General features: G+C 60.9%; 18 protein-coding genes. 2 read left to right on the top strand and 16 right to left on the bottom strand.

Translation table 11 applies throughout. The features are described 5' to 3' along the window. The first annotated feature begins 239 nt into the window (after nucleotides 1-239). Nucleotides 240-1,025, top strand: coding sequence for a DUF4394 domain-containing protein (locus AC02Y0_RS15210; protein ID WP_476379729.1), 786 nt, complete (start codon nucleotides 240-242; stop codon nucleotides 1,023-1,025). A gap of 86 nt (nucleotides 1,026-1,111) precedes the next feature. Here AC02Y0_RS15210 and AC02Y0_RS15215 read toward each other — a convergent pair whose 3' ends face one another. The 8 genes from AC02Y0_RS15215 to AC02Y0_RS15250 all read right to left on the bottom strand — a co-directional run bounded on the left by AC02Y0_RS15215 (nucleotide 1,112) and on the right by AC02Y0_RS15250 (nucleotide 10,685). Continuing rightward, complete coding sequence (locus AC02Y0_RS15215; protein WP_476379730.1) at nucleotides 1,112-2,443, bottom strand: DUF2778 domain-containing protein; 1,332 nt, start codon at nucleotides 2,441-2,443, stop codon at nucleotides 1,112-1,114. A 186-nt stretch (nucleotides 2,444-2,629) separates the two neighbouring features. Beyond that, nucleotides 2,630-3,334, bottom strand: a complete 705-nt coding sequence (locus AC02Y0_RS15220; protein WP_476379731.1) for an SDR family oxidoreductase — start codon at nucleotides 3,332-3,334, stop codon at nucleotides 2,630-2,632. A 124-nt stretch (nucleotides 3,335-3,458) separates the two neighbouring features. Then, nucleotides 3,459-3,866: a hypothetical protein gene (locus AC02Y0_RS15225; protein WP_102019181.1), complete on the bottom strand. Its 408-nt coding sequence runs from the start codon at nucleotides 3,864-3,866 to the stop codon at nucleotides 3,459-3,461. 155 nt (nucleotides 3,867-4,021) lie between these two features. After that, nucleotides 4,022-5,110, bottom strand: a complete 1,089-nt coding sequence (locus AC02Y0_RS15230; RefSeq protein WP_476379732.1) for an ABC transporter ATP-binding protein — start codon at nucleotides 5,108-5,110, stop codon at nucleotides 4,022-4,024. A gap of 14 nt (nucleotides 5,111-5,124) precedes the next feature. Beyond that, nucleotides 5,125-6,780, bottom strand: a complete 1,656-nt coding sequence (bglA, locus tag AC02Y0_RS15235; RefSeq protein WP_476379733.1) for a beta-galactosidase BglA — start codon at nucleotides 6,778-6,780, stop codon at nucleotides 5,125-5,127. A 37-nt stretch (nucleotides 6,781-6,817) separates the two neighbouring features. Continuing rightward, the gene (locus AC02Y0_RS15240) at nucleotides 6,818-7,981 is read right to left on the bottom strand and encodes a carbohydrate ABC transporter permease (RefSeq protein ID WP_444559437.1); all 1,164 of its coding nucleotides are present in this window, start codon (nucleotides 7,979-7,981) and stop codon (nucleotides 6,818-6,820) included. Between the two features lie 13 nt (nucleotides 7,982-7,994). Further along, nucleotides 7,995-9,236 (bottom strand): carbohydrate ABC transporter permease, encoded by a 1,242-nt coding sequence (locus tag AC02Y0_RS15245; protein WP_476379734.1) that lies wholly within the window; start codon nucleotides 9,234-9,236, stop codon nucleotides 7,995-7,997. A 96-nt stretch (nucleotides 9,237-9,332) separates the two neighbouring features. Further along, nucleotides 9,333-10,685, bottom strand: a complete 1,353-nt coding sequence (locus tag AC02Y0_RS15250) for an ABC transporter substrate-binding protein (RefSeq protein ID WP_476379736.1) — start codon at nucleotides 10,683-10,685, stop codon at nucleotides 9,333-9,335. Nucleotides 10,686-10,966: 281 nt separating this feature from the next. Between AC02Y0_RS15250 and AC02Y0_RS15255 the strand changes: the two genes are divergently transcribed. Further along, nucleotides 10,967-11,992 carry a LacI family DNA-binding transcriptional regulator gene (locus AC02Y0_RS15255; RefSeq protein ID WP_476384051.1) on the top strand — a complete coding sequence of 342 codons (1,026 nt, stop codon included), beginning with the start codon at nucleotides 10,967-10,969 and terminating at the stop codon, nucleotides 11,990-11,992. A gap of 27 nt (nucleotides 11,993-12,019) precedes the next feature. Here AC02Y0_RS15255 and folD read toward each other — a convergent pair whose 3' ends face one another. The 8 genes from folD to flhA all read right to left on the bottom strand — a co-directional run bounded on the left by folD (nucleotide 12,020) and on the right by flhA (nucleotide 18,783). After that, complete coding sequence (folD, locus tag AC02Y0_RS15260) at nucleotides 12,020-12,922, bottom strand: bifunctional methylenetetrahydrofolate dehydrogenase/methenyltetrahydrofolate cyclohydrolase FolD (protein WP_476379738.1); 903 nt, start codon at nucleotides 12,920-12,922, stop codon at nucleotides 12,020-12,022. Between the two features lie 122 nt (nucleotides 12,923-13,044). Next, complete coding sequence (locus AC02Y0_RS15265; protein ID WP_476379740.1) at nucleotides 13,045-13,869, bottom strand: WecB/TagA/CpsF family glycosyltransferase; 825 nt, start codon at nucleotides 13,867-13,869, stop codon at nucleotides 13,045-13,047. Nucleotides 13,870-14,001: 132 nt separating this feature from the next. Beyond that, nucleotides 14,002-14,541, bottom strand: a complete 540-nt coding sequence (locus AC02Y0_RS15270; protein ID WP_444559434.1) for a flagellar basal body-associated FliL family protein — start codon at nucleotides 14,539-14,541, stop codon at nucleotides 14,002-14,004. After that, entirely contained in the window at nucleotides 14,541-14,906 is a 366-nt protein-coding gene (locus AC02Y0_RS15275; RefSeq protein ID WP_298466333.1) for a hypothetical protein, read from the bottom strand. Before AC02Y0_RS15275 ends, AC02Y0_RS15270 begins: the two co-directional genes overlap by 1 nt. Nucleotides 14,907-14,934: 28 nt before the next feature. After that, nucleotides 14,935-15,495, bottom strand: coding sequence for a rod-binding protein (locus tag AC02Y0_RS15280; RefSeq protein WP_476379742.1), 561 nt, complete (start codon nucleotides 15,493-15,495; stop codon nucleotides 14,935-14,937). Between the two features lie 33 nt (nucleotides 15,496-15,528). Continuing rightward, nucleotides 15,529-15,939, bottom strand: coding sequence for a hypothetical protein (locus tag AC02Y0_RS15285; protein ID WP_102019171.1), 411 nt, complete (start codon nucleotides 15,937-15,939; stop codon nucleotides 15,529-15,531). Nucleotides 15,940-15,949: 10 nt separating this feature from the next. Next, entirely contained in the window at nucleotides 15,950-16,699 is a 750-nt protein-coding gene (gene fliR, locus AC02Y0_RS15290; RefSeq protein WP_102019170.1) for a flagellar biosynthetic protein FliR, read from the bottom strand. Further along, nucleotides 16,696-18,783 carry a flagellar biosynthesis protein FlhA gene (gene flhA / locus AC02Y0_RS15295; RefSeq protein ID WP_476379744.1) on the bottom strand — a complete coding sequence of 696 codons (2,088 nt, stop codon included), beginning with the start codon at nucleotides 18,781-18,783 and terminating at the stop codon, nucleotides 16,696-16,698. The genes fliR and flhA overlap by 4 nt, the downstream gene beginning before the upstream one ends. Between the last annotated feature and the right edge of the window lie 15 nt (nucleotides 18,784-18,798).

An 18,798-nucleotide genomic window follows, 5' to 3' on the forward strand; every position in this document is an offset into this window, starting at 1 on the left:
CGGAAAGTAGCTCGCACGTCTGATTTGGCAACCTGCCCCGCGCGCACCAATGGAGGAGCCGCTCGCTGTCATCGTCACATCCATCGCTTTTCTCCTTCACCAACAAGACACCGGAGGCGCCTTTCTGGATGCAGCAGAAAAAAATCTTTCGGGCGCTGCATCCAAAACGCAGCTGCCGTGTGTCTAGGGATCAGGAGGCACCAGACCGGTGCCACCGCCATTCAAATGGGAGAGTTTTCATGACCAGCATCCGTATCCTCAGCCTTGCCGCCGCCACCGCCCTGACTGCCTTCGGAGCGCAGGCCGCCCAGGTCGTCGGTCTCGCCGGTGACAAGACCCTTGTCATGTTCGACACAGCCAAGCCTGAAGTCTCCAAGTCGATGGATGTCACCGGCGTTGACCGTCTCGTCGGCATCGACTACCGCCCAGCCAACCAGACCATCGTCGGCGTGACGGCAGACAACGTGATCGTCACCATCGATCCGGCAACTGGCGCTGCGACCGAAGTCGCCAAGATGGACAAGCCGCTGACGATCGGTGACGCGCCTGTCGTCGTAAACTTCAACCCGGCCGCTGACCGTCTGCGCTACATGACAGGTACGACCAACCACCGCGTCCACCCCGATACCGGCGCCGTGACCGTCGACGGCAGCCTCGCCTTCGAAGAGGGCGACATGCACAAGGGCGAGACCCCGAACACGGTCGCGGCCGCCTACACCAACTCGGTCGGCAAGCCGGAAAAGACCGCGATGTATAACATCGACGCGACAATCGGTGCGCTCATCCAGCAGACCAAGCCGAATGACGGCACGCTGAAGGCGATCGGCAAGCTCGGCATCGAAGGCAGCCCCGCGTCCTACGCCTTCGACATCGAAGCGGGCGCCGACGGCAAGAATACCGCCTGGCTGATCGCTGACAGCGCCCTTTACACGGTAAACCTGGAGACGGGTGCCGCCACGAAGGCCGGCGACATCAGCGGCGCCCCTGCCGCGATCAAGTCGATCACTGTGATCCCGGCGATGTAAGCCGAACAGGCCCCGTGATGCGGGGCCTTAAGAAACTGCGCTAAAAACAGGAAGGCCTCCGTGACACTGTCGCGGAGGCCTTTTCGTCAGAGCATTGCCATGTATTTTGGCAGATCCCGCATGCTCGGGACAACGATCAGGGTGTGGACGTTCCCGCGCTTGTAGGCGTTCAGGAAGCGATTGTAGTCTTCGAAGACGACGCAGCCCGAACTGTCCCCGCGGCGGCGGAGCAGATAGGTGTGGGTCAGGAAGCCATCGCGATTGTACATCTTGGCGTCACCGACCGGGTTCATGCGGATCGCCTCGATACCGTGGAATCGGGCTTCGCGCATGCGCAGCTTGTAGACGTTGGGCGGGGTCGGGCCGTAGTTCTTCACATGCACGAACTTGGGATTGTCGCGCATATGGCCACGCCCGGAATGTGCCTTCAGCTTCTCGCCGTTCGGCATATGCACGACGGAATCCTCGATAACGTAGACGGCGATGCGGCTTCCGGGACCCGGCAGGCTGTTCTTACGCTGGAAGATGCCGCCTGCCCCGTCATCCGTGGTGACCGGATTGTCGGGCTTGGCATAGGCCAGCATGTCCATCAGTGTTTTTTTCTTCGGCTTTTCCGGCGCCGTGGCAACAGCCGGGGCCTCTGGCGCCGGCACGCGCTCGACACGGGGCTTCGCCTGCGGCTTGGCGCCGGGAAGCGGGCCATCATCCGGCAGCGCACCGTGATCTTCGGCCGCGGGCTCGGACAAGAGCTCCTGGAAGGGCTCTTCACGCGGATCGGCGGCCGCCATCATCTCCGGCGCGGAAGGCACGGCGGCATAGCCGAGCGCAACGGGGGTGGCAGATGTCGTATCGCTCGGGATGGAAGCAGTGACGACCGGATCAATGTCATCGACGCCGCTGCGGCGCTCACCGGCTGCAGTTGCGAGGGAAGCCTGCTGGCGGCCTGCCTCTGCCTGCAGAAGGGCGTCGCGCAGAACGGCAAGTGCCTGGGAGCCCGTCACGCTTTCGACGCGGGCGAGGAGAAGCCGGTCGGACTTGTCGACTTCCGCAAGCCGCATGGCGGCCGGGAGCATGAGAAGACCGAGATGGTCGGTCGCGGCCATCGCCTCGGCGAAGCGATTGTGCATCTCTTCGAGAGCCGCAAGGTTCGCGGCTTTTGCCGGCGTCGCCTGCGAAGGGACCGGCTTGACGAGAGCAAGGTCCGGCTTCGGCAGGCTGTGACCTGCAATTGCCGGTGCCTGGATGGTGGAGGATGAGAGGCCCTTGAAGACGGCGAGGCTCGCGGTGCCCCAGAAGAGGCAGGCGAGTGAGATGCCCAAGACCGTCGGCAGGCTGGAGCCGCGCGCCTTCCTGCGCGACTTCGTCTTTTGAACGGCGGCACGATCGCCACCGGTGACCTTCAGGGTCGAGGACGCCATGATACTTGAACTCGCTTACCAAAACTCTGGAGAGCCGATCGCCTAACAGCGGAAACCGACTTTACTGGGACAGCCAACCGCAAGGTCGTCCTGTCGACTGTCCTAAAGAATGAAGAAGTTTGGTAACCAAGAGGTTTACGCCCGGAGGTTTCTTGTCACATTCCGGGCGTGGCGTTCGAAACAGTCTCAAACGTGACGGGTTAGTCCGCCGTCGACCTTGAGGTTCTGGCCGGTGATGTAAGCCGCGCCATCGGACGCGAGGAAGGCGATGGTGGCGGCGATTTCCTCGCTCGTCCCGTAGCGCTTCATCGGAACACCATCGCGACGCTCCTCGGTGGCGGGCAGGCTGTCGATCCAGCCGGGGAGCACGTTGTTCATCCGGATGTTTTCAGCCGCATAGGTATCGGCAAAGATCTTGGTGAAGGAGGCGAGGCCTGCGCGGAAGACGGCAGAGGTCGGGAACATTGAGGATGGCTCGAAGGCCCAGGCGGTCGAGATGTTGATGATCGTGCCTGACTTCTGCGCCTGCATGATCGGGGTAACGAGTCGGGTCGGGCGGATGACGTTGAGCAGGTAAACATCCATGCCCTTCGCCCACTGCTCGTCGGTGATCTCGAGGATCTGGGCGCGAGGCCCATGGCCGGCACTGTTGACCAGAACATCGATGCGGCCATAACGCTCCATCGTGCCGTCAACGAGGCGTGCGAGATCCTCCGGGGACTGGTTCGAACCCGTGATGCCGAAGCCCCCGAGCTCGGCGGCAAGCGCCTCACCCTTGCCGGAGGACGACAGGATGGCGACCTTGAAGCCATCTGCGGCGAGACGCCTTGCAGCGGCCGCCCCCATGCCGCTTCCCCCTGCCGTGACGATGGCAACCTTTTCACTGGACATGCATGCTCTCCCATTTCTGTTTCAGGAAGATCGGAGGTCCGCTCGGTGATGTCCAGTCAGAAAAGCTGAAGGCCGATGCAGCCTTTACTGCACCGGCCCAGCCGAAAACTCTGAAGGTGTGGTGTTACCAGCTGCGGACGTCGAGCACGCGGTCCTTGTGCGCCGGGTGGGTCGAGAAGACGAAGATGCGGTCGAGCTCCTTCTGCGTCAGCAGGCGCAGGAAGCGGATCTCGGCGGTGTTGTTGGCAAAACTCTTCATCAGGATAGCACCGACCTTGTTGATGCGGGCGTCCGGGATGTCGAGATAGAACTGCTTGGGCAAGTTGACCTGCGTGATCAGGCTGATCACGGCACCGCTCAGCGAGATGCGCAGCACGTCGCAACGGCGCGCTGCCATGTGGGTCATGCCGTTCTCTGTGTATTCGAGGCGCCCGGCATTCATCGTATCCTCCATGCGATACCGGTTTTCCCGGTCGTACATGAAGGATTCCTCCTTTTTCAGGAAATGAGATCCGCCACCTGCCGTTCTCATCGTTTCATGCCCTCGTCTTTTGTCCGTTGTTATGGGCAAAAAGCTACCAGCCACTGTTTAACAGTCGGTGTTGGCGGAGGGGTCATTCCTGACAGCAAAAAAGCCCTGTCATCGGTAAGGATAACAGGGCCTTAAGCAAGGCAACGGCGAAACGTTCAGCGGCGATAGGTCTGACCGTCGGCGTCGAAGAGATGCAGCTTGGTCTTGTCTGCGGAGAAGCGCAGTGTCTGACCCTTCTTCACGTCCACGATACCGGGCAGTTTGACCACGATGGGCTCTTCCTCGACCGGGCCATTTACATAAAGCAGCGTGACTTCGCCGAGCGCCTCGACGATATCGACGACGCCCTCGAAGAGGAATTCGTCGCCGGTGGCGATCGACAGATCTTCCGGGCGAACGCCGAAGCTTGCGGCCTTGCCCTGGTCAGACGCAGACGTGGCCACATCGACGGTCACTTCCGAGCTGTCCTTCAGCTTGATCCGTGTTGCATCCCCCGTGCCGATCACGATCACCGGCATGATGTTCATGGCGGGCGAGCCGATGAAGCGGGCGACGAACAGGTTTGCCGGGCGTTCGTAGAGTTCGAGCGGCGGTCCCACCTGCTCGATCCGGCCGGCCGAGAGCACGACGATCCGGTCCGCCAGCGTCATCGCCTCGACCTGGTCGTGGGTGACGTAGATCATCGTCGTATCGGGCATGCTTTCGTTCAGCTTGGAGATTTCGATACGGGTCGCAACGCGAAGGGCTGCATCAAGGTTGGACAGCGGCTCGTCGAAGAGGAAGACCTTCGGGTTGCGGCAGATCGCGCGGCCGATCGCGACGCGCTGACGCTGGCCACCGGACAGGGCCTTGGGAAGGCGGTCGAGATAGGGGCCGAGCTGCAGGATATTGGCAGCCGAGCGGACGCGGCGGTCGATCTCTTCCTTGCTTTCGCCCGCGATGCGCATGCCGAAGGCCATGTTGTCGTAGACGGTCATATGCGGGTAGAGCGCATAGGACTGGAACACCATGGCAATGCCACGCTTGGACGGGGGAACGTCGTTGACAAGCTGGCCGTCGATGTAGAGCTCACCGCCGGTGATGTCCTCAAGGCCCGCGATCATGCGCAGCAGTGTGGACTTACCGCAGCCCGATGGGCCGACGAAGACCACGAACTCGCCTTCCTTGATCTCCAGATCGATACCGTGCAGGACCTTGACCTGCCCGTATGCCTTGCGGATGTCCTTGAGAACCAGACCCGTCATGCTATCCTCCCCTGTCAGGCGTGACGCGCGAAATAGGCGCCCCAAGCCGGCAATTCTACCTTGTTATCGTTGACGTTACTGACAAACCCATGGCCTTCCAGCTCGACCCAGTTGCCTGCCGGCATGGCGAGCGAGGCCTGATCCGCGCCCATGTTGAACATGCAGAGCAGCTTCTCGTTGCCGAAGTCGCGGGTGTAGACGAGCGTGTCTTCGCCCGCCTCATGGAAGGTGATGTCGCCCTTGGCAAAGGCCGGGTACTGGCGGCGGAAGGCCAGGAAGCGGCGATAGTGCTCAAGCACCGATTCCGACTTGCCGACCTGAGTGTTGACCGAGCGAAGCACATGCTCCACCGGGATCGGCAGCCAGGTCTTCTGCGCCGTCGAGAAACCGGCCTGAACGGCATGATCGTCCCAGACCATTGGCGTGCGGCAACCGTCACGGCCCTTGAATTCCGGCCAGAACTGGATGCCGTAGGGATCCTGCAGATCCTCAAAGGCGATTTCGGCTTCGGTGAGGCCGAGTTCTTCGCCCTGATAGATGCAGACCGAACCGCGCTGGGTGAGCAGCAGGGCAGACGTCATCTTGGCATAGGCATCGCGGTCGAGGACGGTCGCGCCCCAACGGCTGACATGGCGCACCACGTCGTGGTTGGAGAAGGCCCAGCAGGCCCAGCCTTCGGGGGCAGCGGCCGCAAAAGCATTCTGCGTATTCTGGACAACAGACGGGGTCAGCGGTTCCGGCGCAAGGAATTCGAAGGCGTAGCACATCTGCATCTTGTCGTTGCCGGAGGTGTATTCGCCGACAATCTCAAGACCACGCTGGCTGTCACCGACTTCTCCGACCGCTGCAATCGCCGGATATTCGTCCAGAAGCGCGCGGAAGCGCTTGAGGAAGGCGATATTCTCAGGGCGGTTCTTGTCGTAGATGTGTTCCTGGAAATTGTAGGGATTGACCGCAGGCGCCGTCGAGGCATTGCGGCGCTCAGGCGCCAGTGCCGGGTTGTCCCTCAGTTCCTTGTCGTGGAAATAGAAGTTGATGGTGTCGAGACGGAAGCCATCGACGCCGCGGTCCAGCCAGAAGCGGGTGGCGGCCAAGAGCGCATCCTGCACTTCCGGATTGTGCAGGTTCATGTCGGGCTGCGAGGTCAGGAAGTTGTGCAGGTAGTACTGCATGCGGGTCGGATCCCACTGCCACGCAGAACCACCGAAGATCGACAGCCAGTTGTTCGGCGGCGAGCCATCCGGCTTCGGATCAGACCAGACATACCAATCGGCCTTGGGATTAACCCGGCTGGACCGACTTTCCACGAACCAGAGATGCTGATCCGACGAATGCGACATGACGAGGTCGATCATGACGCGAATGCCGAGGCGATGGGCTTCGGCGATCAGGCCGTCGAAATCGGTGAGCGAGCCGAACATCGGGTCGACATCGACATAGTTCGAAACGTCGTAGCCGAAGTCCTTCATCGGCGAGGCGAAGAAGGGCGAGATCCAGATCGCGTCCGCGCCGAGCTCGGCGATGTGCGACAGACGGGCGGTAATGCCCTTCAGGTCACCGATGCCGTCGCCGTTGGAATCCTGATAGGAGCGCGGATAGATCTGATAGATCACCGCGCCGCGCCACCAGTCCTTGTCGGGCGTCATGACGGGATTTGAAACTGCACTCATTTAGACATTCCTGTTGGCTTGGTCTTTCGTCCCGGCGTCAGCCACCCTTGACCGAACCGGCAAGGAGGCCACGCACGAGATAGCGTTGCATGAAGAAGAAGACGAGGAGCGGCACGGCGATCGACACGAAGGCCGCCGTTGCCAGAATTTCCCAGTTGCCGCCGCGGGTTCCCAGCAGTTCGACGATCTGGTTGGTCATAACCGTGGTGTCGCCGGTCGCATCGATCAGGAAGACCTTGGCGACGAGGAGATCGTTCCAGGTCCAGAGGAACTGGAAGATGGCGAAGGAGGCGAGTGCCGGGAAAGAGAGCGGCAGGATGATGCGCGTGAAGATCTGGAAATCGGTCGCACCGTCCACCTTGGCGCATTCGATGATGTCGCGCGGAAGCCCGACCATGTAATTGCGCAGCAGGTAGATCGCGAGCGGCAGACCGAAGCCGGTATGGGCGAGCCAGACGCCGAGGTAGCCCTTGCCGATGCCGATGGAGAGGTGAAGGCGCAGCAGCGGGATAAGCGCGAGCTGCAGCGGCACGACGAGAAGCGCTACCACGGCTGCGATCAGCAGTGCGCGTCCCGGAAACTCCATCCAGGCCAGCGCATAAGCGGCAAAGGCGGCGATCACGATCGGGATGATGGTCGCCGGAATGGTGACGGTGAGCGTGTTGAAGAAGGCCTTGGCCATCGAGTCCGTCGTGGAGCCGGAGAAAAGCACCGTCTGATAGTTGTCGAGGGTGAATTTCGGCGGCAGTTCGGCCGTCACGAAGATGCGATCGCCGCGGCTGCCGGTCAGTTCGACATCACTTTCCAGGCGGTAGTCGCCGTTCGCCTGCACCGTCACGCGGCCGCTGTCGCCGAGGGTAGCTGTCGCGCCGGGTTCGTATTCGCTGATGGCGCGCGAGGAGGTGCCCCAGGCCGAAATTTCCGCCTCGGCAGTGGCTCCGCCTTCGCTCAGCACATTGCCTTCGATGACCCAGAGATTGCCCTCCTGGCGCTGTGTGGAGGGCGCAGCTGTTCGCAGGACAAGGTTCTGTTCCTGTGAAAACAGCGAACTCCACCAGCCGCTGGTGGATATCTGATCCGCGGTCCGGAAGGACGAGATGAAGAGGCCGGTGGTCGGGAGCAGCCACAGGATGACCAGTGCCGCTACCGAGATATGGACGGTCCAGACGAGACCGGATTTCTTGCCTGCGATCTTTGCCATGGTCCGCCTCCCCTCAGCGCATTTCTTTTCGAGCGTTGTAGACGTTCCAGACCAGGATCGGCAGAACCAGCAGCATGATGACCATGGCGCTGGCCGAGCCGACACCCCAGTCATTGGCGCGGAACAGCTTGTCGAACATGTAGTTGGCGAGGACCTGGGTCTCCCACTGGCCGTTGGTCATCGCAAAGACGATGTCGAAGACCTTGAGCACGACGAGCGTGATCGTCGTCCAGACCACGACGACGGTTCCCATGATCTGCGGGATCTTGATCTTGAAGAAGATCTCGAAATCATTGGCCCCGTCGATGACGGCGGCTTCGATGGTTTCCTCCGGGATGCCACGCAGGGCAGCCGAGAGAATGACCATGGCGAAGCCGGTCTGGATCCAGATCAGCACCACCATCAGGAAGAAGTTGTTCCAGAAGGGCACCGTCAGCCAGGTCTGCGGTTCACCATAGGGATAGGCGAAGGTGAGCACGGAATAGATCGATATGACGGCGCGGTAGGCGAGCCAGACACCGGCAAGCGTGACGGCCGCGCGGACGACCACGCCGAACTTCGAGCTGCCGCCACGATAGCCGATACCGCCGGCGAGCGGGCGCAGCAGCTGGTATATGCCGTAGGCGACGAAGGCGATGAAGGCGACCAGCAGGAGTGCGGGAAGCACGCGCAGAACGAGGACGGTGCCCATTCCGCCATCGAAGGAGAGCCAGAGGGCGTTCAGGATGCCGATCTGCTCCTCGCCTGCAGGGCGCGTGTCATAGACCAGCTTGAAGATGACGGAGGCGCCGACGAAGGAAATCGCCATCGGCATGAAGATCAGCGATTTGGCGATGTTGCCCCAGGAGATCCGGTCGGTGAGCTGTGCGGCGAGCAGACCGAATGCGGTCGACACGGCCGGAACGACCGTCAGCCACAGCAGATTGTTGCTGATCGCTTCCCAGAACTTCGGTTCGCCGACCATCCTCTGGTAATTGTCGAGGCCGACAAATGCGCCACCCGCGCTGCGATCGGTCACCGAAAGCCAGAGTGTGGCCACCACCGGATAGGCCAGATACATGCCAAGAGCGAAGATTGCGGGAAACAGGAACAGCCAGGGCCGAACCATATTGGCGCGGTTGATGTTGCGCCCGGCATGCTCACCCTTTGCGGGGAACAGCACCCTGTCGATGAACATGTTCGACAGATAGAAATAACCGACACACCCACCGACACCGATGACGATCGTGATCAGAGCCTGCAACGCTGGATTCATGATGGTCTCCCCCTCCGCATGCCTTCTGATTATTTTGTGCGAGCGCCCGGACCCAATGGCCCGGACACTCGTGAGGCAGCTCTGCTCTACGGCAGCTTACTTGATGCCGTCCCAGGACGTCTGGATCGACTTTGCAACATCTTCAGCAGACTTGCCACCGACATAATCGACCATGCCGGTCCAGAAGCTGCCGGCACCAACGGCGCCCGGCATCAGGTCGGAGCCGTCAAAGCGGAAGGTGGTTGCCTGCAGCAGGATGTCGTTCATCTTGCGGACCGTCGGGTCGGTGAAGACTTCCGGGTTCACGCCCTTATGCGGGGTGAGGAAGCCCTTCTGTGCCATCCAGATTTCATGGGCGATCGGCGACTTCAGGAACTCGATGAAGGCGCGGGCAGCCTTGCTGTCCTTGGTGATGGTGAAGGTGGTACCGGCACCGAGAACCGGGTTGCCGAGGTTCTTTTCGGCATAGGCGGGGAAGTAGAAGAAGTCAGCATCTTCACCGACCGACGTGCCTTCGGGGAAGAAGGACGGGATGAAGGAGGCCTGGCGGTGCATGTAGCACTGCGGCGGCGATGCGAAGAGACCCTTCGGGCTGTCGCGGAAGTCGGTCGATGCAACGGCACCGGCGCCACCGACGACGAACTTGTCGTTCTTGGCGAACCAGCCGAATTCGTTGATGGCGTTGACGACAACCGGATCGTCGAACTTCATCTCGTTGGAGACCCACTTGTCGTAGTCTTCCGGCGATGCGGTGCGCAGCATCATGTCTTCGACCCAGTCGGTGGCCGGCCAACCGGTGGCGGCACCCGAGCCGAGACCGATGCACCACGGCGTACCGCCGTCAGCAACGATCTTCTCGGTCAGAGCCTTCAGCTCTTCCATGCTCTTGGGCACTTCGTAACCGGCATCTTCAAAGTTTTCCGGCGAGTACCAGACCAGCGACTTCAGGTCGGTCTTGAAGGGGAAGCCGTAGAAAGCCTTGTTGCCTTCTTTGCCGGCATAGGTGCCGAGGTCAACCCAGGACTGACCAGCTGCATAGTTGTCCTTCAGCCAGGATGCGTTTTCAGCACCAAGGTCGGTCAGGAAGCCGCGCTTTGCCATGTCGGATGCGAGACCTGGCTGCGGGAAGATAGCAATATTCGGAGCGGAGCCTGCTTCGAGGTCGACAACGACCTGCTGTTCGAAGCTGTCGGAACCGGTGTAGCGAACATCAGCGCCGGTCGCGGCTGCAAAATAGGCCAGAACGCTTTCCACGAGCACCTGGTCCGGGCCGAGCCAGGGTCCAAAGATCGTGATCTGTTCGCCAGCAAGCTGGGTCTTCTTCAGTTCTTCAAAGCTCGCCCAGTTGAACTTGGCGTCCTCACCCGGCGCGAACTTCAACTCCTGCGCGCCGACAGAGCCGGCCACGAGCGCAGCGGCTGCCACGGTCATCAAAAACATCTTCTTCATGTGATTTACCTCCCATCACATCGGACGGCCAAACGTCCTTGGTCAGCGCATTATCCTCAAAGCGCTTTGGCCCCTATTTCATCCCATTGGGTTCCATATTGAGTCAAGCGCTTTTCTGGTTCTGCCGCATTTTGGCGCAACGCCTCGCACCCCTGGCGGCATCTGCATTGATTTAAAGCATTTTTCTCTTGTCGCCGGCCCGGCGTCTGCGCCATAGTCGAAGCGCTTTGGCCGTCTGTGGAGGGGAACCGGCGGTCCAGCGAGGGAGAGGAATGCCTGCAGTGAACTTGAAAGAATTGTCACAGATGCTCGGCCTGTCGCAGACGACAATCAGCCGCGCTCTCAATGGCTACCCCGAGGTCAACGAGGAGACACGCCAACGCGTACTCCAGGCTGCCAAGGACACCGGCTATCGTCCGAACCGGGCGGCACAACGCCTCGCGACCGGCAAGGCGGGATCGATCGGGCTGATCATGCCGATTTCTCCCGACCATAGCTCGGACATGCACTTCGCCGAATTCCAGAGCGGGCTGGCTGAGGCGTCGATCGTCCATGATTTTCATTTCGTCATCATGCCGTCCCGGGCAGAGGAAGAGGAACAGGCGATCCGCTGGCTCGTCTCAAGCGGCAGTGTCGATGGCTATTATCTCGCCTATGTGCGCGAGAAAGATCCGCGGATCGCGATGGCGAAATCCCTGTCCCTGCCCTTCATCGTGCACGGTCGATCGTCAGGTCTCGATCTGGACTACCCCTTCCTCGACGTGGACAACGAGGGCGCCTTCTATGATGCGACGCGCTTCCTGCTCCAGCTCGGGCATAAGCGCATTGCGCTCCTGAACGGTCAGGCGGAGCTCGATTTTGCCTATCGGCGCCGACTTGGAACGGAGAAGGCGCTCGCTGAGAAAGGGCTCCTCCTCGATCCCCGGCATACCCGGCACAGTTTCATGGGCGACGAGCAGGGCTATCGCGGCATGAAGGAAATCCTGGGCTTGCCCGATCGTCCGACCGCGGTTCTGTGTGCCAGTACCGTGCTTGCGCTCGGGGCCGTCCGGGCGATGAACGAATTCGGGCTGAAGCTCGGGACCGACATCTCGCTGATCGCCCATGACGACGAGTTGCCACTGCTGAAGCCGGAGAACTTCTCGACGCCGCTGACCACGACCCGCTCCTCGCTACGGGCTGCAGGAAAACGGGTCGGTGAGCGCCTGATCGCAATGATCAACCAGAGCGAACCAGCCTTGCCGGAGCAGGAATTGTGGAGGGTGGAGTTGGTGGTGCGGGCCTCGACGGGGCCAGCGCCGGCTTAAGTAAGGCACGGCGCCCAGTCCAATCCTTCAGAAGCTTGGCGCTGCCACACCCGCCCGACGATGGGCGGCGATCACGGTGTTGGCCATCAGCATGGCGATGGTCATCGGGCCAACGCCGCCCGGAACCGGGGAAATGGCCTTGGCCACAGGCTTGCATTCGGCAAAGGCGACATCGCCCACCAGCTTGAACTTGCCCTCGCCCTTTTCGGGTGCCGCCACGCGGTTGATGCCGACGTCGATGACGGTCGCACCCGGCTTCAACCAGTCAGCCTTGACCATTTCCGCGCGGCCGACGGCTGCGACCAAGATGTCGGCCTGACGGGCGAGTTCGGGCAGATCCCGGCTTCGCGAATGGCCGATCGTGACGGTGGCATTTGCATTGAGAAGGAGCTGCGCCATCGGCTTGCCGAAGAGGTTTGAGCGGCCGATGACCAGGGCATTGAGGCCCGAGAGATCGTTGCCGTGGATCTGGCGCACCAGGATCATGGCGCCGGCCGGCGTGCAGGACAGAAGTCCGGTCTTCAGATCGCCGGTCGCCAGCTTGCCGGCATTGACGATGTGCAGGCCGTCGACATCTTTTTCCGGCAGGATCGACTGGATGACGGGCTCGCTGTCGAGATGCTTGGGCAGCGGCAGCTGGACGAGAATGCCATCGATGTCTGGATCGTCATTGAGCGAGGCAACCAGCGCCATGAGGTCGGCTTGAGAGGTATCCTCGGGCAGCGTGTGCTGGATGGAATTGAAGCCGCACTGCTTGGCCATCCGGCTTTTTGCGCCGACATAGGCATGGCTTGCCGGGTCATCGCCGACGATGACGACTGCAAGGCCCGGCTTGCGGTGGCCGGAGGTCTTCAGCGTCGTCGCCGCTGAGGTTACCGCTTCGATTACCGAAGCGGCGGCTGCCTTTCCATCGATTACCGTGGTCGTCACTGTGCTCAATCCCCGTCTTCCACTGGCAGCAAGCTAGCGCCAACGCAGGGGCACCATTTGCCTGTCACCGTCCTATGCTGTCAAATTGCGGCATATTGCAAGGCAGGAATTTGCGGGGTGCCTCAGGTGGTGGGCGTGTTTTGATGGCGCAGCCGGTAGCTCACCACATGAGCAAGGAACACGGGAATGCCGAGAACATAGCGCCGCCAGAGACGCGAGGGCTCAAGCCAGAGGCGGAAGAGCCATTCGGAGCGCAGCCGTCGCATCCAGCGCGGCGCACGTGCCACCCGCCCCGAGACGAAATCCAGCAATGCGCCAACGCTGATCACAACACGGGCATGTTCACTGGTCAGGTGCCGGTCGACCCATTTTTCCTGCAAAGGCGTGCCCATGGCAACGAGCAGCAGGTCGATGCGGGCAGTCTCTATGCGTTTCAGGATCAGGGCCGGATCGGCCCGGTCGAAATAACCATCCGAGATTTCGACGAATTCGTGCCAAGGCGTCTGTCGCCGGAGGTTGGTCGCCGCAGACTTCAGAACGGCAGAGGTTGCTCCGAGCAGCCCCACCCGGAGAGGCCTGGAGATGAATGTCAGCGCTGCCGGCACGAAATCGGTGCCATTGAGATTGGCGGTGAAGCGACCGCCGTGCAGGAAATGCGCCGCGATATCCACCCCAATGCCATCGGGCAGGACCAGGGAGCGCTCCAAAACCGCGCGGTACTCCGGGTCGCCCACCATGACGTTGGCGTTGTTGGCGTTCAGGAAAGCAATGTGGGTGAAACCGTCGCGAGCAACCAGCTTCTGCTCCAGATGCACCAGAGCCTCGTTCCAGCCGAGATCGCGGACCGGCATTCCGAGAATGGGCAGCACAGGAACAGCAGGCTGGGCGGAGCCGACCGCAGAAATTTCTACCGGCTGTTTCCGGGCAGAAGATGAAGAAGCTGGCATGGCGGGTCCCGAAGATCTGAGCCTCGGAACCTATCAGCCATCGCTGAAATTCAAGTGAAAAACGGTGCTAAAACTCTCAGGATCTGATCAAGGCTTCGTTCACCATGTCGGCAAAACGAAGCCTAGGCCTGATCAGTGGCCAGACGAGGCTGGAGCTTCTTCGACCTTCTCACCCTCGACGACCGTGGTCATTTCCATGGGCTTGGACCCACCGTCAGCGGCCTTGCGGGCGGCGTCCTTCGAGACATAGTCGAGCTGCTCGATCAGAACCTGATCGACCATGCCTTCGCCCAGTCGCTCATTCATCTCGACCTTGATCTTCTCGCGGAAGTCGTTGACGTCGAAGGCCGAGACGTTGCCGATGTCGACCATCTTGTTGCCGACAAGCAGGGTGAAGAGCTGGTCGGTCATCAGCTCGGTCGTGGGCAAGTCCTGTCCCTTGACCTTTTCCTTGTCCATCATGAAGGAAATGCGGGTCAGGAAATAGCCGGTGACATCACCATTTCCGATGACGGGAATGGTGATCGGCTCGCCCCGGATCAATTCCAGGGCGGCCTTCTTGGTTTCTTCCTCGCTCGGGCCGGCAGGGGCTGTCGCCAGGAAGATCGAGCCGTAGACGGCTCCCAGCGTGACGATGCAGACCCAAAGGCCGATTCCGAGTATCTTGCCCATCAGAACTCGCTGAACTGGAACTGTTCCTGAGAATAGGTGCCGTCACCATCGGCGTCACGGACAGCATTCTTCAGGAGATCGGCGACGGCGCGAACGGCTGCGAGGTGAGCCTCGACACGGCGCGCATTGAGGGCGAGCTTTTCCTTGAGAACATGGAGCTGCTCGACATAGTTGACGGCGAACTCGCGCGGATCGGTGTCACGGAACAGCATCGTCAATTCGTAGAGGCAACGGCTCTTGTGCGCGTTGGAGACCTTGAAGTCGAATTCCGGATCCTTGCCGATGCGCTCGTTTTCGTTGTCGATGATGCGCTCCAGGCGGCTCAGTACCGTCTTGACGCGATATTCGCTCGAAACAACTTCCATGAAATTCTGCCCTATCTTCCTAAAACAATCAGTTGTTGCCGTCAGCGCCAGCACCCAGGGTGCGGCGCTCAAGATCTGTTACCCAGCTCATCGCCAGACCGCGATCAGTCTCGTCGGTCGAGGCATTCACGGCTTCGGCGTCCTCACCACGAACGCGCTGAAGGGCGGTCTCATACATCTGCTCTGCGATGCCCACGCCGCCTGACTCAGCAATGGTCGAGCCGAGCTGTTCGGCCATCATGCTCTTCCACATCTCGCCGGCATTGCCCTTGCCGTACACTTCCTCGCTCTCGTCCGGCAGCATGCTCTGGACGAAGTTGGTCAGATAAACGGCTTCGAAATCGCGATAGATCTTCGGTGGCTTGCCGGTGTCTTCGATCTTTTCCGCCGTCGCTTCCGTGCGGGCTGCATTGGTGGTGCGGTTCAGGATGTCGACGGTCGCGCCGAAGCCTGCGCCCTTTTCAGCGAGACTGGACGCCATGAAGTTGGCGCGGTTGATCTTCAACTGTTCCTGGGCGGCGGCGACTTGCGCCGGATCGGCGGCGCGGATCACGTCCAGCACCAGATCGCTCGGAGGAGAAATGGCCATGGTGACATCCTCGATTTTTGTTCGAGACGACTATCACTCGTGAAGCTTGCTGGAGGCTGGTGTGGCGAACTTGATGTCGATCAGGTCGTAGATGGCGTCGTCGTCCCGCTCGCGTTCTTCGTGATCGCGGGCATCCTTCATGTTTTCTTCCAGCCGGTCGCCCTTGGCACGTTCGCGCATCAGCTTCATTTCCTGAACCTGCTGGAGCCCGTGTAACTGCTTGTCCGTGTTGGAGAGGCGGTCGAAGCGGTCGGCATAGTTCTGCGCGAACAGCCGGTGCAGCGGCTCGAGCGAGCCGATCGCCTCCATGACGTTTTCCATCGAGCGGGCGTTCTCTTCGATGCGCTGGGCGGTGATTCCGAGATCGCTTTCGGCCATGCGCTCCATATGGCGCTGCACGGCGACGAGACGCTTCAGCTTGTCGGATTTCTTCTGCGTTGCCATGGCGTCCTCTTCAGAAGTTGAAGATCATCGGAAAATACTGACCGAACTGCATCACCATGGCAGCAATGGTGAAATAAACCAGTATCAGGCCGCCGAGCAGCAGATACGGGGTCGAGATGTAGAAGACCGGCACCTGGGGAGCGAGCTTGTTCACCAGGCCTACGGCGAAGTTGAACATCAAGCCGAAGATCAGGAACGGACTGGCGAGGCGCAGCATCAGCATGAAGGTCTGCGACAGCGTGTCGGTCAGCGTGATCAGCATCTTCTGGCTGTCCGGCATGCCGCCCAGTGGCATCACGGTGTAGGAATCGACCAGCGCGCGGAACACCACGTGATGGAAATCCAGCATGAATAGGACGAGAAGCCCGCTGAACGAGATGAGGTTGGTCATCTGGTTTTCGGAGGTGTCTTCGAGAATGTCGGTGGCGCCTGGTGTGTTGAGACCGATCGCCATCGATATCGCCGAGCCGGCAAACTGCAGTCCCAGCACATAGAGGCGCGGCACGAGACCATACATGACACCGATCAGCAGCTCAGCGAAGATCACGCCGACGAGGGTCGCTGCGGTGCCCTGGACGCTCGGGTAGATCGTGTCGAAAAGCAGCGGCGTCATGGCCATGGAGACGGCAAACGCGAGGAAGAACCGGATCGTGGTCGAGATACGGGCGGAGGAAAAACCCGGAAGGGTCATGATGCAGGCGCCGATGCGACAGAAAATCGCCACCAGCACCAGCACAGTCCCCTGCGGGTCAGCAATCATGAAATGGAGCCCAAAATCTTGATCTCGATGCCCTTGGCCAGTTCGACATGGGACAGAACGGGCAAGGTCGCAAAGAGTCGTTCGATGATCATGCGCACATAGGACCGCGTTTCGGGCGATGTGACAAGCACGAAGGGCAGACCACGGTCCATGAATTCACGGATTACCTGGCTTGCCTGCTCGGAAAACTCTTCCAGGCTGCGGGGATCGATGTCGAACTCGACGATCTCGCCCTTGGCGTCGCGCTTGAGGGCCTGGTGGAAGACCAGATCCCACTTGGAGCCGAGTCGCAGGACACGCAGGACACCGTTGTCGGTGAGGTCGCCGCAGAGCTGCTGAGCCATACGGACACGGACGTGCTCGACGATCTGCTCAGTCTTGCGGACATGCGGGGCGAGCTCTGCCACGGCTTCCAGAATGAGGTGCAGGTTGCGGATCGAGACGCGTTCGGCCAGCAGCAGCTTCAACACGGCCTGCAGGCCCGAATAGGACATGTGCGACGAGCAGATCTCGTCGGCAAGCTTCTTGTATTCAGGATCGAGGCGATCGATCAGGACCTTGACGTCCTTGTAGGACAGGAGCTGCGGCAGGTTGTTGCGGATGACTTCCGAGACATGGGTCAAGACAACGGAGACGTTATCGATCGGGTGGAAACCTTCGCGCTTCAGTTCTTCGGTGAAGGTTTCGAGGACCGAGACCGCCGGCATGCCGAAGGCGGGTTCGCGTATTTCGTCGCCTGGAACATTGGGCCTGCGGCCGGAGCCGGTGACGACAAGGACTTCGCCAACGCGCAGGTTGTTGGAGGCGACCGTCGTGCCGTGGATACGGATCTGGTAGGCCTTTTCCGGGATCATGATATCGTCGGTCACCTTGATCTCAGGCACGACGAAGCCGTACTGGCTGGCGAACTTCTTGCGCATCTTGCCTACGCGGAAGGCCAGTTCCTGGTGTGCACCCAGAAGACGGGTGGACACGAGCTTGCCGAGCGCGAGTTCGATTTCCGAGGTCTTGAGGACGGACTTGACCGAATCCTTCTCGGCTTCCTTGTTCTGGATGACCTTCTTTTCTTCCTGGTCGCGCTTGAGCTGGTTTTCCGCTTCAAGCTGGCGGGGGATGAACCATCCACCGAAGGCCATGAGGCCACCGAGTGCGACGAAGGGAATGAACGGCAGGCCCGGCACGAGAGCGAGGGCGCCCATGAGGCCGGCAGCGACGAACAATGCGCGCGGGTAGCCGCTCAGCTGGTTGACGACGGCCTGGTCGGTCGAACCCGGCGTGCCGCCGCGCGAGACCAGAAGGCCGGCTGCGAGCGAGACGATCAGGGCCGGAACCTGCGAGACGATACCGTCACCGACGGAGAGCTTGACGAAGACGTCAGCGGCTTCGCCGAGTTCCATGTCGTGGCGGAAGTAGCCGATGATGATGCCGCCGGCGACGTTGATCGCGGTGATGATGAGGCCGGCGATGGCGTCGCCGCGGACGAACTTCGAGGCACCGTCCATGGCGCCGAAGAAGGAGCTTTCCTGCTCGAGTTCGCGACGTCTGTGCTGGGCTTCCTTCTCGTCGATGATGCCGGCGGACAGGTCGGCGTCGATCGACATCTGCTTGCCGGGGATGGCATCGAGGGTGAAGCGGGCGCCGACTTCCGCGATACGGGTGGCGCCCTTGGTAATGACGATGAAGTTGACGGTGATCAGGATCAAGAAGACGATCAGACCGATGACGAAGTCGCCGCCCATCACGAGGTTCGAGAAGCCTGCAATGACGCCGCCGGCTGCGTTATGGCCCTCGTGGCCATGGGTCAGGATCACGCGCGTCGTCGCAATGTTGAGCGACAGGCGGATCATGGTGGCGATCAGCAGGATGGTCGGGAAGGACGAGAAATCGAGCGGTCGCTGGATCCAGAGCGAGACCATCAGGATCAAAACGGAAAGGGCGATCGAGAATGCGAGACCGACGTCGATGAGGAAAGGCGGGATCGGCAGGAACAGGATGCACAGGATCATCACGATCCCAAGCGCGAAGCCGATGTCACGCCCGCTGGGGCTTACCTTCGGAATTACGAGTGCAGGAGGTTGCGCCATATCCGTTCCATCTCT

This window comes from Allorhizobium sp. nf9_anc (genome assembly GCF_056323085.1).